We start from the raw sequence: 12,605 nt of genomic DNA, 5'->3' as shown, positions 1-12,605 counted from the left end.
CGGGCGACACCGATCCGACGCTGCTGCGCGGCGCCATCGACCTCTACCGCAAGGGCCGGGTCGCGGACGGCGACCGGATGCGCGACACCTTCACCGATCCGGCCGCGAAGGCGCTGCTCGAATGGGTGGCGATCCGCGCGGGCGCCGGGATCGGCTTCAACCGCACGGTCGCCTTCGTCCGGGCCAATCCGGACTGGCCGGCCGGCCCGCTGCTGCGCCGCCGGGCCGAGGAGGCGCTGCTCTCCGAGCGGAAATCCCCCGCGATCGTCCGGGCCTATTTCGCCACGGCGAAGCCGGCCAGCGCGCCGGGCAAGTTCGCCCTGGCGCTGGCGCTGCGCGCCGAGGGCTGCGAGGCCGACGCCGCCGAGATGGTCCGCGACCTCTGGCGGACCGAGAGCTTCGGGCGCAGCCTGGAGGCCAAGGTGCTCGACGCCTTCCCGGACGTGCTCACCCGGATCGACCATCGCTACCGGATGGAGCGGGCGCTCCTGAAGGACGATTGGGAGAGTGCCGGCCGGGCGGCCGGCTATGCGGGCGGTGGCTATGCCAGCCTCGTGCGCGCCCGCCGGGCCGTGGAGGACAAGTCCTCCGGCGCCGCGGCCGCGCTCGCCGCAGTGCCGCCGTCGCTGCGCGGGGACGCCTCCTACATCTTCTCCCGGGCGCAGTATTTCCGCCGGGCCGACAAGCCCGAGGCCGCCGCCGCCGTGCTCGCCACGGCGCCGACCAATCCGGACGTGCTGGTCGACGGCGACGAGTGGTGGATCGAGCGCCGGATCGTGGCGCGCAAGCTCCTCGACCTCGGCGATGCCAAGACCGCCTACGCGGTCGCCAGCGCCCCGGCGGCGCGCAGCCCGGAGAAGCGGATCGAGGCCGAGTTCCACGCCGGCTGGATCGCCCTGCGCTTCGCCGGCGATCCGGCGAGCGCCGCGCAGCACTTCGCCCGGATGGCCACGGTCGCGGAGAGCCCGATCTCGCTGGCGCGGGCCGCCTACTGGCAGGGTCGGGCGGCCGAGGCCCTCGGGCAAAAGGACGAGGCGAAGCGCTTCTACGAGCGGGCGGCCCTCCAGCCGATCGCCTATTACGGCCAGGTGGCCCGGGCGCGGCTCGGCCAGACGAGCCTGCCCCTGCGGGCGCCCGCGGACCTCGAGGGGGCCGAACGGCAGGCCTTCGAGGGCCGGCTCTCCATCCGCGCCCTGCGCCTCCTCGGCGAGGCCGGGATCAAGGAGCTGGCCCTGCCGCTCTACATCGACGCCGCCCGGGACCTCTCCGACCCGCGCGAGCTCCAGGCGCTCGGCGACCTCGCCACCGACATGAAGGATCCCCGCGCCCTGGTGGCGATCGGCAAGCTCGCGGTGCAGCGCGGCCTGCCGCTGGACGCCCACGCCTACCCGACGATCGGCATCCCCACCTACGAGACCTTCACGGCGGTGCCGCAGGTGGAGCGGGCCATGGTCTACGCCATCGCCCGGCAGGAGAGCCAGTTCGACCCGCGGGCGCAATCGGGCGTCGGGGCGCGGGGCCTCATGCAGATGATGCCGGCCACGGCGCAACGCACCGCCCGCCGGGTCTCGGCCGCGTTCGACGTCGACCGCCTGACCAGCGATCCCGCCTATTGCGCGAAGCTCGGCCAAGCCCATCTCGGCGAGCTAATGGAGGATTGGCGCGGCTCCTACGTGCTCGCCTTCGCCTCCTACAATGCCGGCGGCGGCAACGTGAAGAAGTGGATCGACGCCTACGGCGACCCGCGCCGGGGCGACGTCGACGTGATCGACTGGGTGGAGCGCATCCCCTTCACCGAGACGCGCAACTACGTGCAGCGGGTGATGGAGAACCTGCAGGTCTACCGCTCGCGGCTCGACAGCCGCAGCGCCCTGCTGATCGACGGCGACCTCCACCGTGGGGCGCGGTAGGGTCCCGGAATGAGGCGCGGCCCCCTCTCTCGTGCGGGAGAGGGGGCGCGGGCGCCCCTTCCGGCACGCGGCTGACCATCACGGCGCGCGGAGGGTCGACACCCGCTCGACGCACGAGACTCTCCCGCTAGCGCCGCGGCCCTCCGATACCGACACCCGATTTTCCCGCATTCCGCTCCGCCGCGGCATAGCTTTTGGTTGTGCCTCCCGTGCTTGGCTCCCTAGAAGATGGGCCGGTCCGCCTTGACCGGCTCCCGAGAGCCCGCACCGCCGAGAGGATCCCCATGCTGCATCCGAGATTGGGTTTCGCCCTGCTGCTGAGCACCGTGCTCGCGGCCGGCGCTCCGGCCCTGGCCCAGGAGGCCTCCACCGCCGAGCAGACGATCGACGTGATGAACACGCTGTTCGGCAAGCATCCCGGGGCGCGGGCCAACCACGCCAAGGGCGTGGTGGCCGAGGGCAGCTTCACCCCGTCGCCCGAGGCGGCCAGGATCAGCAAGGCGTCCCTGTTCAAGGGCCCGCCGGTGCCGGTCACGATCCGGTTCTCGGACGCCACCGGCGTCCCGACCATCCCGGACGGGGCGGCCAACGCCAACCCGCACGGCCTCGCGCTCAAGTTCAAGCTGAGCGACGGCTCGGAGATGGACGTCGTCACGAATGCGCTGAAGTACTTCCCCGTCGCCACGGGCGAGGACTTCCGCGACCTCCTGAAGGCCGTCGCCGAGAGCGGCCCGAAGGCGGCCCATCCGACCGCGCTGGAGCGCTTCGCCGCCGCCCACCCGGCGGCCGCCACGGCGGGTGGCACGGCCAAGACCCCGTCGAGCCTCGCCCGGCAGACCTATAACGGCGTCAACGCCTTCATCTTCGTGGATTCCGCCGGCAAGCGGCAGCCGTTCCGGTTCCGCTTCGTGCCCGTGGAGGGCGAGGAGATCCTCCCGCCCGAAGAGGCGGCCAAGCGAGATCCGAACTTCCTGATGGCCGAGATTGGCCCGCGGGTCGCCAAGACGCCGGCGAAATTCAGGATGCTGGCCCAGCTCGCCGAGCCGGGCGACCCGACCAACGACGCCACCAAGCCCTGGCCGGACGACCGCAAGACGGTCGATCTCGGCACCGTGACGGTGAGCACGGTCGTGCCCGACAGCGCCGAGGCCGAGAAGGCGCTGCTGTTCATGCCCAACAACCTGACCGCCGGAATCGAGGTCTCGGACGATCCGCTGATCGATGCCCGCGTCCAGGCCTACGCGGTCTCGTTCAGCCGCCGCTCGCAATAGGGCGGCCCGGCCGGATGGGGATCCCGGACCCGCGGCTTCATGCTGCGGTGCCGGAGCGCGGCGGAGGCCCCGAAAACGGCCCCGAAGGCGGCCTCCGGCCCGTCGCGCGATCCCTGGAGCCCGCCGTCGAGGCCCGCTGACGCGGTCACCTCAGGATGAGGTCCGGGGGTGGGCGGACGCCCCCCTCGATCCGCCCCGGATCAGCGGCTCGTCCCGGCCGCCGGGGCGGGCGGCGCCTTCGCGTCCCCGGTCCGCCCCTTGCTCTCGACCGAGCCCGTGCGGGCGCCGTCCCGGATGGCCCCGGTGCCGCTGAGGCCGCCGGCGCCCATGCTGGTCGTGGACGCGCCGGCATCCGTGCGTCCGTCGGCCTTGCCGTCTTGCCCCTCGGCGGCGGCCGCCGCGCCGGTGAGCAGGACGGCGAGCAGGATTGTCGCGTTCAGGATCCTCATGGGGCCTCCGCAAGTCCAAGTGCGCCATTTCACGAGCGCTATTTCAGGTGCGCCATTCCAGGTGCGCCCCGGACGGGCCTAAGGGTCCAACCGGGCGCAGCCGGGCGCGTTCCCGGGGGAGGGCCGGTCGTCGGCCGGTCGTCACCCGGCGGCGCCGAGAGACGCGGCGGCGCGCCGGCCCCGCCGCTCGGCGGGATCCTGGAACACCCCCGACCACAGGCCGAGGCGCCGCCCCCAGGCGCGGTCCGACGCCGCCGCGTAATCCGGCGCCACGTCCCGATCGGGCAGGGCGAGGCCCTGCGCCACCATCCAGGCCCCGAGATCCGCCTCACCGACCCGGCAGAGCGCCGTCGCCGCGTCCCCGGTCCCATGGCCCCGCGGCTCGCAGGCGACGGCCGCCCCACCGATCCGCTCGGCCAGCGCCCGGGCGGCGTCCCGGCCGCACGGGTAGGGCCGGTCCTGGGCGTCCGCGCAGGTCGCGTCGGCCTCCGGCGCGGCGATCCCGAACAGGCTGACCGCGCGGGTGCCGACGCGCAGCGTGCCGCCGTCGATGACCTGGGCGGGGCCGCGCAGGATCTCGCCGGCCCGGGCGGGGGCGTGCCAGGACAGGCCGCCCGCCAGCAGCGCGGCGAGGAGCGGCAGGCGCGAGCGGCCGGCCTTGTCGTCCGGGCAGAGGAGGGTGCCGGCGAGGCCGGCCGCGCAGGCGAGGAGGATACCGACGAAGAGCGACATGGTCTCAGGTCTCCGGAAGGGCTATGGCCGCCCTTGTGCCGAAGCGCCGCCCCGCGACCCTGACACCGCCTGTCAGCGTCCCGTCAGGCGGCACGGCTTAAGCCTGCTGCCCGCATGAGCCCATTCCCGCCCCGCCGCCTCCACCGCCTCGTCGGCCGCGTCCTGGCCCTCGGCCTGCTGGCCGCCCTCGCGGGCGGGCCCCTGCACGCCTCCGAGGATGCCGACCGCGCCCGCCGGGCCCTGGAGCGGGGCGAGATCCGCCCCCTCGACGCGGTGCTGGAGGCGGCCCGGGCGGCGGTTCCGGGGGATGTCGTGTCGGTCGATCTCAAGCACGACGAGGGGCACTGGCTGTACAAGCTGCGCATCCTCGGGGCCGACGGGAAGCGCCGGACCGTGAAGGTCGATGCCGGCACGCTGAAGATCCTGGACGAGGACGACGATGATTGAGGAGGCCGGGCCGTGCGCGTCCTGATCGTCGAGGACGAGCCGCGCATCGCCGCCGACATCCGGCAGGGGCTGGAGATGGCCGGCTACGTCGCCGACGTGGTGGCGGACGGCGAGGCGGCGTGGTTCCGCGCCGAGACCGAGCCCTACGACGCGATGGTGCTGGATCTCGGCCTGCCGCGGCTCGACGGGCTCGGCGTGCTGCGCCGCCTGCGCGCCGCCGACGTCGCCCTGCCGGTCCTGATCCTCACCGCCCGGGACGGCTGGCGCGAGCGCGTCGAGGGCATCGACGCCGGCGCCGACGACTACCTCGTCAAGCCGTTCCGGATGGAGGAGCTGGTGGCGCGGCTCCGGGCGATCCTGCGGCGCACCGCCGGCCACGCCTCGCCGGTGCTGCGCGTCGGCGCGGTGGAGCTCGACACCCGAACCCGCGCGGTCAGCGTCGACGGACGGCCCACGGAGCTGACCGCCCTGGAATACCGGCTCCTCGCCTTCCTGCTGCACCGCCAGGGACAGGTCGTGCCGGCGGGGGAGCTGCTCGACCACCTCCACGGGGTCGGGACCGAGCGCGAGGCGAACGCCCTGGAGGCGCTCCTGACGCGCCTGCGCCGCAAGCTCGGGCCGGGGGTGATCGAGACCCGGCGGGGCCACGGCTATCTGGTCCCCGGACCGGGTGGATCGTGAGGCGCGACTCCCTCCGCCTCCGGCTCGGCCTCGCGGCGGCCGCCCTGATCGCCCTGGCGCTGGTGCTCGCCGGGATCGGCCTCACGGTGATCCTCGACCGGGTGCTCGACGCCCGCACCGTCGCGGAGCTGGACCGGACCGCCAAGCTCATCGCCGGGCGGGTCGGCCTCGCGCCGGACGGGGCGCCGACGCTGTCCCGGGACCTGCCGGACCCGCGCTTCGCCACGCCCTATGGCGGCCTGTACTGGCAGGTGGAGGCGGGATCGCACCTGCTGCGCTCGCGCTCCCTCTGGGACAAGAGCCTCGACCTCGGCCGGGCCGGAGCGGGTGCGCAGACCCCCGCCACCCTCGACACGACCGGGCCCGACGGCGGAAGGCTCATCGCGGTGGTGCGGCCGGTCCAGATCGGCGCGCAGGGCTCCGAGACCGCGCTGCGGGTCGCGGTGGCGGAGGACCGGCGCAGCCTCGCGGCGAGCCGGACCACCTTCCTGCGCCTGCTCGTCCCGGCCCTCGTCGCCCTGTTCGTCGTCCTGACGCTGGCGATGGGCCTGTTCGTGCGCCGGGCGCTCGGCCCGTTCCGGGTGCTGCAGGCGGAGCTCCTGGCGGTCCATTCCGGGCGGCGGGCGCGGCTGCCGGAGCAGTTCCCCGACGAGGTCCGGCCGCTGGTCACCGACCTCAACCGGCTGCTCGACGCGCAGGAGCGGGCCCTGATCCGCGCCCGCGACGCCGCCGCCGACATGGCCCACGGCCTCAAGACCCCGCTGGCGGTGCTGGACGCCCTGGCGCGCCGGACCGGGCCGGCCGACCCGGCGCTGGCGGCCGAGATCGCCGAGCAGGCGCGGGCCATGGGCGGGCAGGTGGAGCGGGCGCTGACCCGGGCGCGGATCGCCGCCGCGGGCGACCTGCGCCGGAGAAGCTGCCGGGTCGCCCCGGTGGCGGAGCGCCTGGTCGCGACCCTGCGCCGGCTGCCGGAGGGGGAGTCCCTCGACTGGGCGGTGGCGGTGCCGGAAACCCTCGCCTATCCCGGCGACGAGGGCGAGCTGATGGAGGTGCTGGGCAACCTCCTCGACAATGCCCGCAAATGGGCGCACCGCCGGGTCCGCGTCACCGGGACGATCGCCGGCCGCCCGGGCCTCGCCGTCGCGGATGACGGCCCCGGCATGAGCCCGGCGGCGATCGCCGGCATCGGCCGCGGCCAGCGCTGGGACGAGAGCCGGCCGGGCACCGGCTTCGGCATCGCCATCGCCCGCGACGTCGCCGAGGCCGCGGGCGCCCAGCTCGAGTTCGGGCGCTCGGAGATGGGGGGCCTGCGGGCGGAGCTGAGCTGGCCGGGCGCGTAGGGACACCCGGAGCCGCTGGCGGGCGCGACCTGCCCCCTCTCCCGCACGGGAGAGGGGACCCGCGCCCCGTTTCGGACCGTCGGCCCGTTCGCCGCTCGACAGGCCGCGAGCGGCGTCGGATGATCCGGTCGCGCCGCTCACCCCCGCGGCTTCGCCGCCTCGGCGGCCCGGCTCAGCCGCATCAGCCGCGCGCTCAAGGCGCGGGCGCAGGCGTCCGTGCTGCGGCCCTCCGTGGTGATCGTCAGGTCCGGCTGCTCCGGCGCCTCGTAGGGCGCCGAGATGCCGGTGAAGCGCGGGATGCGGCCGGCGCGGGCCAGCCGGTACAGGCCCTTCGGATCCCGGGCCTCGCACAGGCCCAGCGGCGTATCGACGAACACCTCCAGGAACGGGATGTCGCCGGCGATCCGGCGGGCCAGCGCCCGGTCGGCCCGGTAGGGCGAGATCAGCGAGACGATCACCACCGCGCCCGATTCGGCCATCAGCCGCGCCACCTCGGCGGTGCGCCGGACGTTCTCGGCGCGGTCCTCCGGCGAGAAGGCGAGGTCGGCGTTCAGCCCGTGGCGGAGGTTGTCGCCGTCGAGGACGGCGCTGTGCCGGCCGTCCGCCACGAGGATCCGGTCGGCCTCGACCGCGAGGGTCGACTTCCCGGCCCCCGACAGGCCGGTGAGCCACGCGATCACCGGGACCTGGCCGAGGCGCGCCCAGCGCGCCTCCCGGGCCTGGAGGGGGTGCCAGGTCACGGGGCCCGGAGGGAGGCCGGTCGGGATCTTCTGCAAGACGCACATATCCACCGCCTGGGGCAGCGTGCGCGGAGGCGGCTGCCGGTCTTTGGACATCGACACGGGATCGGGGGGCCGGCGCGGGCCGTCAGGGCACGCGCCAGACCGGGCAGCCGACGGCCTCGCCGAGCCGCGCCTGGCATTCCTCCAGGATGTGGGCCGTCCGCCACCACCACGCGGGCGGGGACCGGAAGGCGGCCTGCGCCGTCGCCGCCCGCACCAGCGCATCGACCGCCGCCTCCGTCTCCGGCGCGATCGGCCCGGCGGCGAGTTCGTTCGGCGGTGCCGCGGGGGCGGGATCGATGACCGCGTCCCAGGACTGCCCCCAGCAGGCGGCGGCGAAGCGCGCGTTTGCGGCCGCGTAGCGCGCCGCGACGCGGGCCAGACCGTCCGGCGCATCGCCGCGGAACCGCTCGGCATCGAGCCCCCGCGCCCAGGCCCACTCGTCGAGGACATGGCCGAGCAGGCGGGGATGCCCGGTCACCTGACGGTGGACCCCGAGCCGGTACAGGCGGCGCGACGCCTCGACCGCGACGGGTCCGGAACTCCGGTTCGTGCGGTATTCCAGGTCGGCGGGACCGAGGAGCGGCGCGAGGCGCGCGCCCAGGCCGAGCCCGTCGACCAGCCGCGCCAGCAGCGGGGCGTCGGACCGGCGGTCGCGGTACGGCAGGGCGATGACGCGCCCTGCGGCGGCACGCAGCCAGGGCTCGACCCGGGCCGCGTAGTCGTAGCGCCCGGACGCGCCCTCGGAGCGCAGGAAGCCGCGGAACGTGCGGCCCTCGGCGACGACCTGAGCCCGCAGGGCATAGGCCGAGGCCAGCTGCTCACCCTGCGGCTTGACCACGAGCGCCGCCTCCAGGGCGAAGCCGCGGCGCGCGAAGAGGTCGGACAGGATCTCGGGCACGCGCCAGAGCGGGCGCTGGACGGAAAAATCCTCGTAGGAGAGCACGACCGTGTCGGCCGGCGTGGCGGCGAGGATCGCGTCGAGCCGCGCGAGGGCGTCGCGGCGCTCCGCGGCGCCGCGGCGGCGGTCCAGCGCCTGTCCGAGCCGGTAGTGATTGACGTCGTCGCTGCCGGGGGCGCCCGGCGGGGCGAGGTTCGGGTAACAGATCCCGACCGAGGCGAGGCGGGGGCGCAGGCGGGCCAGCACCTCCTGAAACGCGGTGGAGCCGGTTCGCGGCATCCCGATGTGAACGATCGCGCGGCGCACGTGTCCTGTCGACCCTGCTGGATTTCGTGATTGCGGCAAGTCTTCCGCACAGCCGGACACAGTCCACGACCCCTCGTGGACGCGCACGTCTCGGGAAAACGCCAAACGAATCCGTAATCACGGTCCGATCACGGGAACGCGACCAGAAATAGCCAAGCTCCGTTTCTGCTCTATTTCGGATCGGGCAAAGCGCGTCGGGCAAAGCGCGTCGGGCAGGCGCGCATGCCGGCCCCTCCGAGGGAGGCGCGGCGCAGCCTCCGTGCGGGACAGGGGGGCTGGGGACGCGAGGCCCGATCCCGGCGCCTCGGAACGCGGCGGACGGTGATCCAGGGCCCCTACAGGACGCGGCGCCGAGGCGGCGCCGCGTTCGCGCGCTAGCTTCCGGCGTCCTCGCGGCGGAGCAGGAACACGCCCTGCGCGCCGAACAGGTTCCAGACCCACCAGGGCATGGAGAACCGCATCGGCCTGCCGCGGGCGTCGAGCGCCGTCGCGTGCTCGATCCGCGCGCCGATCAGGCGGCACAGGCCGACGAAGTCGCGGATCGTGCAATGGTGGATGTTGGGGGTCTCCCACCACGCGTCCGGCATGATCTCGGTGACCGGCATGCGCCCGCGGAAGGCGAGTTCGGACCGCACGCGCCAGTGCCCGAAATTCGGGAACGAGATGATCACCTGCCGGCCGATGCGCAGCAGGTGCTCCAGCACCACCCGGGGGTTGCGGGTCGCCTGGATGGTCTGGGACAGGACCACCACGTCGAAGGCGCCGTCCGGGTAGTTGGCGAGGTCGGTGTCGGCGTCGCCCTGGATCACCGACAGGCCCCGGGCGAGGCACGCATTCACGCCCTCGCGGGACAATTCGATCCCGCGCCCGTCGATGCCCCGGCGGTCGCGCAGCAGCGCCAGCAGCGAGCCGTCGCCGCAGCCGATGTCGAGGACCCGGGCGCCCGCCGGCACGAGGCCGAGCACGACGATATGGTCGACCCGGGCGCCGTTGCCCTCGCCGGCATGGGGGAGGGCGTCCGCGCTCTCCCAGGGTGCGCCGTGCGGGGCCTGTCCGAGGGAATGCTTGCCCATGGAATGCTTGCCCATGGAATGCTTGCCCAGGGCGTGCTTGCCCAGGGGCAGCTTGCCGAACATCATCTTGCCGGACCCGCCGCTCACAGGCCGCGCGCCCGGGCGGCGGCGTCGATGAAGCCGCGGGCGGCGGAGAACATCGCCGGCTCGTCGAGCAGGAAGGCGTCGTGGCCCTTGTCGCTCTCGACCTCCACGAAGGCGACCGGCGCCGCGGCGGCGTTCAGCGCATGGACGATCGCCCGGGAATCGCGGGTCGGGAACAGCCAGTCCGACGTGAAGGAGATCACGCAGAAGCGCGTCTTCGTCCCCCGGAAGGCGTTGGCGAGCACGCCGCCATGGTCCTCGGCGAGGTCGAAATAGTCCATCGCCCGGGTCAGGTAGAGGTAGGCGTTGGCGTCGAACCGCTCGACGAAGCTCAGGCCCTGGTGGCGCAGATAGCTCTCGATCTGGAAGTCGGCGTTGAACGAGAAGGTCGGCGCCGACCCGCCCTGGAAGCGGCGGCCGAACTTGCGATGCAACGCCGGCTCGGAGAGATAGGTGATGTGCGCGCCCATCCGGGCGACGCCCAAGCCCTTGGCGGGCCGCGTGCCCGCCTCGAGGTAGCGCCCGTCCGCCCAGGCCGGATCGGCCATGATCGCCTGCCGGCCGACCTCGTGGAAGGCGATGTTCTGCGCCGAATGGCGGGGGCCCGTGGCGATCGGCATCGCGGCGAAGACGCGCTCGGGATAGAGGGCCGCCCATTGCAGCACCTGCATCCCCCCCATCGAGCCGCCGATGCACAGGAAGAGGTCGTGGATGCCCAGGTGCTCCAGCAGCATCAGTTGGGCGCGGACCATGTCGCGGATCGTGACCAGCGGGAAGTTCAGCCCGTAGGGCCGCCCCGTCGCCGGGTCGATCGAGGCCGGCCCGGTGGAGCCCATGCAGGAGCCGATGACGTTCGAGCAGACGACGAAGTAGCGGTCCGTGTCGATCGGCTTGCCGGGGCCGACCAGGGTCTCCCACCAGCCGGGCTTGCCGGTCACCGGGTGGGTGTGGGCGAAATACTGGTCGCCGGTGAGCGCGTGGCAGATGAGGACCGCGTTCGAGCGCGCGGCGTTGAGCGTGCCGGCGGTCTGGTAGGCGATCTGGAACGGGGCGAGTTCGATGCCCGCATCGGTGAGCAGCGGCGTGTCCGCTGAAAACCGCGCCACCGGGCTCTTTGGGTCGAGCGCCTGCGAGCGCTCGGACGCGCGCCGTGCCGGCTCGTCGATCGGGTCCGGCCTCAGGGCCGTGTCCGGTTGGGTGTCCATGGCGGGTCGCGACGACCGTGTATCCGTTCGGATCCGAACCGGGAGAGCATCGTGCCGCCAGACGCGCCGCACTCGCCCGACGCGGCCAGCCCTGCGGAGGTAATGCGCGGGGGCCCGAGCGTCAACGCGCGCAGGCCGGCGGCCGCCGCCGGGTTACCCAGGCCGGGTTACTCAGGCGGGGTCTTGCCCGTCGGGGACGCCGGATGGCCAATCGGACGCGCGCGTCCGGATCTCGGTCGCCGAGGCGCCGGTCACGGCGCGTTGCGCGCGCAGCCATGCGGGTTCGACCAAGCCGGCCGCACCGTCCAGGACGAAGTTGAGAACGACGCTCATCTCGACACCTCCATCGCGCGCTGTCGTCGCGATGGCGCAGGTCTACGACGGGCAGGCGGCCGCGACGGTGCGCCCGGACACGCAGGATCCCGCGAACGGGGCCGTGCCGCCGCAGCGGATGCCGCTCACGCGAGCGGCGCGGCCATCACGGCCAGTCCCAGGGCCGGAAGGCCGAGGGCGAGGGCGGCGCGGGCATCCAGCCGATCCGCGCCGACGCCCGCCCGCCAGTGACGGCTCGCAGCACTTTCGATCAATATCCCGGTGAGAACGAGACCGCAGCCGATCAGGGCCTGCATCGAAACCATGAATCCCTCGCCCAGCCGGCCGCACGTCCTGGCGCGGCGCCTGATTGCCGGTGGGAAAGTGCGTCCTGGGGCTGGCGGTTCCTCAGCGCATCGCAGCCGCGCAGGCCGCGAAGACCAGGGCGGCCCCGGCGGCCGTGATGCAGCCGTTGGCCCAGGGCGCCGGCTCGACACGGCGCAGGCGACAATCCGCGGCGAGCGAAACGAGGATCCCGATCAGGAACAGGCTGCAGGGGATCAGGTCACCGGGCATCGTCGATCCATCCAGGCGCATGCAGGGCGCGGCACGCCCGACGCGCCCCCGTTCTCCGGGTTCAACAGGCCGAAACGTGGCGAGTGCCCCGCGGCATTTGCGCGTCGCCGATTTGCCGCGGCGCGCCCGGATGGATCGAGCCCGTCGGAGCTTGCCGTTCAGAGCTTGGCCGAGGCGGGCCGGGTGTCGAAATCCTCGGGCCCCAGATCCAGGAGATCGTTCGGGGTCTCGGTCCGGTCGTAGGCCTGGCTCGCCGCGGCCTCGATCACCGCCTGGTTGCGGGCGAACAGCTCCAGGGGCGCGAGGTCGGCCCCGCCGCCGAATTGCTGACGCAGCACGGGGATCGGGACCTCGACCGCGATCACCCGCTGGCCGTTGGTCATGCCGAAGCGGATCAGCGTGTCGTCGGCGGGGAGGATGTGAGCGCCGCCGTCCAGGTATCGTTCGAGGGGCATGAATGGGGTCCTTCGCATGGGGCGCCTGCCGGCGGAGCGCCGGCATTGAGCCATGACTTCGTGCGGGCGTACAAGACGCCG

The 12,605-nt window shown here is 73.9% G+C and carries 16 protein-coding genes; 5 read left to right on the top strand and 11 right to left on the bottom strand.

The features are described 5' to 3' along the window. Together I53_RS25165 and I53_RS25160 are read left to right on the top strand one after the other, a co-directional pair. The coding region (locus tag I53_RS25165) for a lytic transglycosylase domain-containing protein (protein WP_043355922.1) at window positions 1–1,910 on the top strand (1,910 nt) is incomplete at its 5' end. A gap of 284 nt (window positions 1,911–2,194) precedes the next feature. Beyond that, complete coding sequence (locus tag I53_RS25160) at window positions 2,195–3,181, top strand: catalase family peroxidase (protein ID WP_043355920.1); 987 nt, start codon at window positions 2,195–2,197, stop codon at window positions 3,179–3,181. On the opposite strand, the gene I53_RS25155 is transcribed toward I53_RS25160, so the two are convergent. The 3 genes from I53_RS25155 to I53_RS25145 all read right to left on the bottom strand — a co-directional run bounded on the left by I53_RS25155 (window position 3,148) and on the right by I53_RS25145 (window position 4,362). Next, window positions 3,148–3,330, bottom strand: coding sequence for a hypothetical protein (locus I53_RS25155; RefSeq protein WP_043355918.1), 183 nt, complete (start codon window positions 3,328–3,330; stop codon window positions 3,148–3,150). The two genes, I53_RS25160 and I53_RS25155, sit on opposite strands and share 34 nt — an antisense overlap. A 51-nt stretch (window positions 3,331–3,381) precedes the next feature. After that, window positions 3,382–3,630 (bottom strand): hypothetical protein, encoded by a 249-nt coding sequence (locus tag I53_RS25150; RefSeq protein ID WP_043355915.1) that lies wholly within the window; start codon window positions 3,628–3,630, stop codon window positions 3,382–3,384. Between the two features lie 141 nt (window positions 3,631–3,771). Further along, window positions 3,772–4,362 carry a thermonuclease family protein gene (locus I53_RS25145; protein ID WP_043355913.1) on the bottom strand — a complete coding sequence of 197 codons (591 nt, stop codon included), beginning with the start codon at window positions 4,360–4,362 and terminating at the stop codon, window positions 3,772–3,774. Between the two features lie 114 nt (window positions 4,363–4,476). Here I53_RS25145 and I53_RS25140 point away from each other — a divergent pair, with 114 nt between their 5' ends. The 3 genes from I53_RS25140 to I53_RS25130 are packed head-to-tail and all read left to right on the top strand — an operon-like array spanning window position 4,477 to window position 6,830. Then, window positions 4,477–4,809: a PepSY domain-containing protein gene (locus I53_RS25140; protein ID WP_043355911.1), complete on the top strand. Its 333-nt coding sequence runs from the start codon at window positions 4,477–4,479 to the stop codon at window positions 4,807–4,809. Between the two features lie 12 nt (window positions 4,810–4,821). Then, the gene (locus I53_RS25135; protein ID WP_043355909.1) at window positions 4,822–5,490 is read left to right on the top strand and encodes a response regulator transcription factor; all 669 of its coding nucleotides are present in this window, start codon (window positions 4,822–4,824) and stop codon (window positions 5,488–5,490) included. Then, window positions 5,487–6,830: a sensor histidine kinase gene (locus tag I53_RS25130; RefSeq protein ID WP_043355907.1), complete on the top strand. Its 1,344-nt coding sequence runs from the start codon at window positions 5,487–5,489 to the stop codon at window positions 6,828–6,830. The genes I53_RS25135 and I53_RS25130 overlap by 4 nt, the downstream gene beginning before the upstream one ends. A gap of 137 nt (window positions 6,831–6,967) precedes the next feature. Here I53_RS25130 and cysC read toward each other — a convergent pair whose 3' ends face one another. From cysC to I53_RS25095, 8 genes are all read right to left on the bottom strand, one after another. Then, a complete protein-coding gene (gene cysC / locus I53_RS25125; RefSeq protein ID WP_043355925.1) occupies window positions 6,968–7,615 on the bottom strand; it encodes an adenylyl-sulfate kinase in 648 nt (215 codons plus the stop codon). Between the two features lie 82 nt (window positions 7,616–7,697). Next, entirely contained in the window at window positions 7,698–8,819 is a 1,122-nt protein-coding gene (locus tag I53_RS25120; protein ID WP_043355905.1) for a hypothetical protein, read from the bottom strand. 374 nt (window positions 8,820–9,193) lie between these two features. After that, window positions 9,194–9,892, bottom strand: coding sequence for a methionine biosynthesis protein MetW (gene metW, locus I53_RS25115; protein ID WP_043355923.1), 699 nt, complete (start codon window positions 9,890–9,892; stop codon window positions 9,194–9,196). Window positions 9,893–9,975: 83 nt separating this feature from the next. Beyond that, window positions 9,976–11,181, bottom strand: coding sequence for a homoserine O-acetyltransferase (locus tag I53_RS25110; protein WP_043355903.1), 1,206 nt, complete (start codon window positions 11,179–11,181; stop codon window positions 9,976–9,978). A 171-nt stretch (window positions 11,182–11,352) separates the two neighbouring features. Further along, window positions 11,353–11,514, bottom strand: a complete 162-nt coding sequence (locus tag I53_RS34290) for a hypothetical protein (RefSeq protein ID WP_187294415.1) — start codon at window positions 11,512–11,514, stop codon at window positions 11,353–11,355. A gap of 125 nt (window positions 11,515–11,639) precedes the next feature. Further along, on the bottom strand, window positions 11,640–11,810 hold the full coding sequence (locus I53_RS25105; RefSeq protein WP_236961430.1) for a hypothetical protein: 171 nt from the start codon (window positions 11,808–11,810) through the stop codon (window positions 11,640–11,642). A gap of 91 nt (window positions 11,811–11,901) precedes the next feature. Continuing rightward, window positions 11,902–12,069: a hypothetical protein gene (locus I53_RS34285; protein ID WP_164706390.1), complete on the bottom strand. Its 168-nt coding sequence runs from the start codon at window positions 12,067–12,069 to the stop codon at window positions 11,902–11,904. A 158-nt stretch (window positions 12,070–12,227) separates the two neighbouring features. Further along, on the bottom strand, window positions 12,228–12,524 hold the full coding sequence (locus I53_RS25095) for a hypothetical protein (RefSeq protein WP_043355896.1): 297 nt from the start codon (window positions 12,522–12,524) through the stop codon (window positions 12,228–12,230). Window positions 12,525–12,605: the final 81 nt, after the last annotated feature.

The sequence above is a fragment of the Methylobacterium sp. B1 genome (genome assembly GCF_000333255.1).
GTDB classification, from domain to species: domain Bacteria; phylum Pseudomonadota; class Alphaproteobacteria; order Rhizobiales; family Beijerinckiaceae; genus Methylobacterium; species Methylobacterium fujisawaense.
The sequence above is the reverse complement of the archived record's forward strand: the minus strand, read 5'-3'. Positions and strand labels throughout refer to the sequence as shown.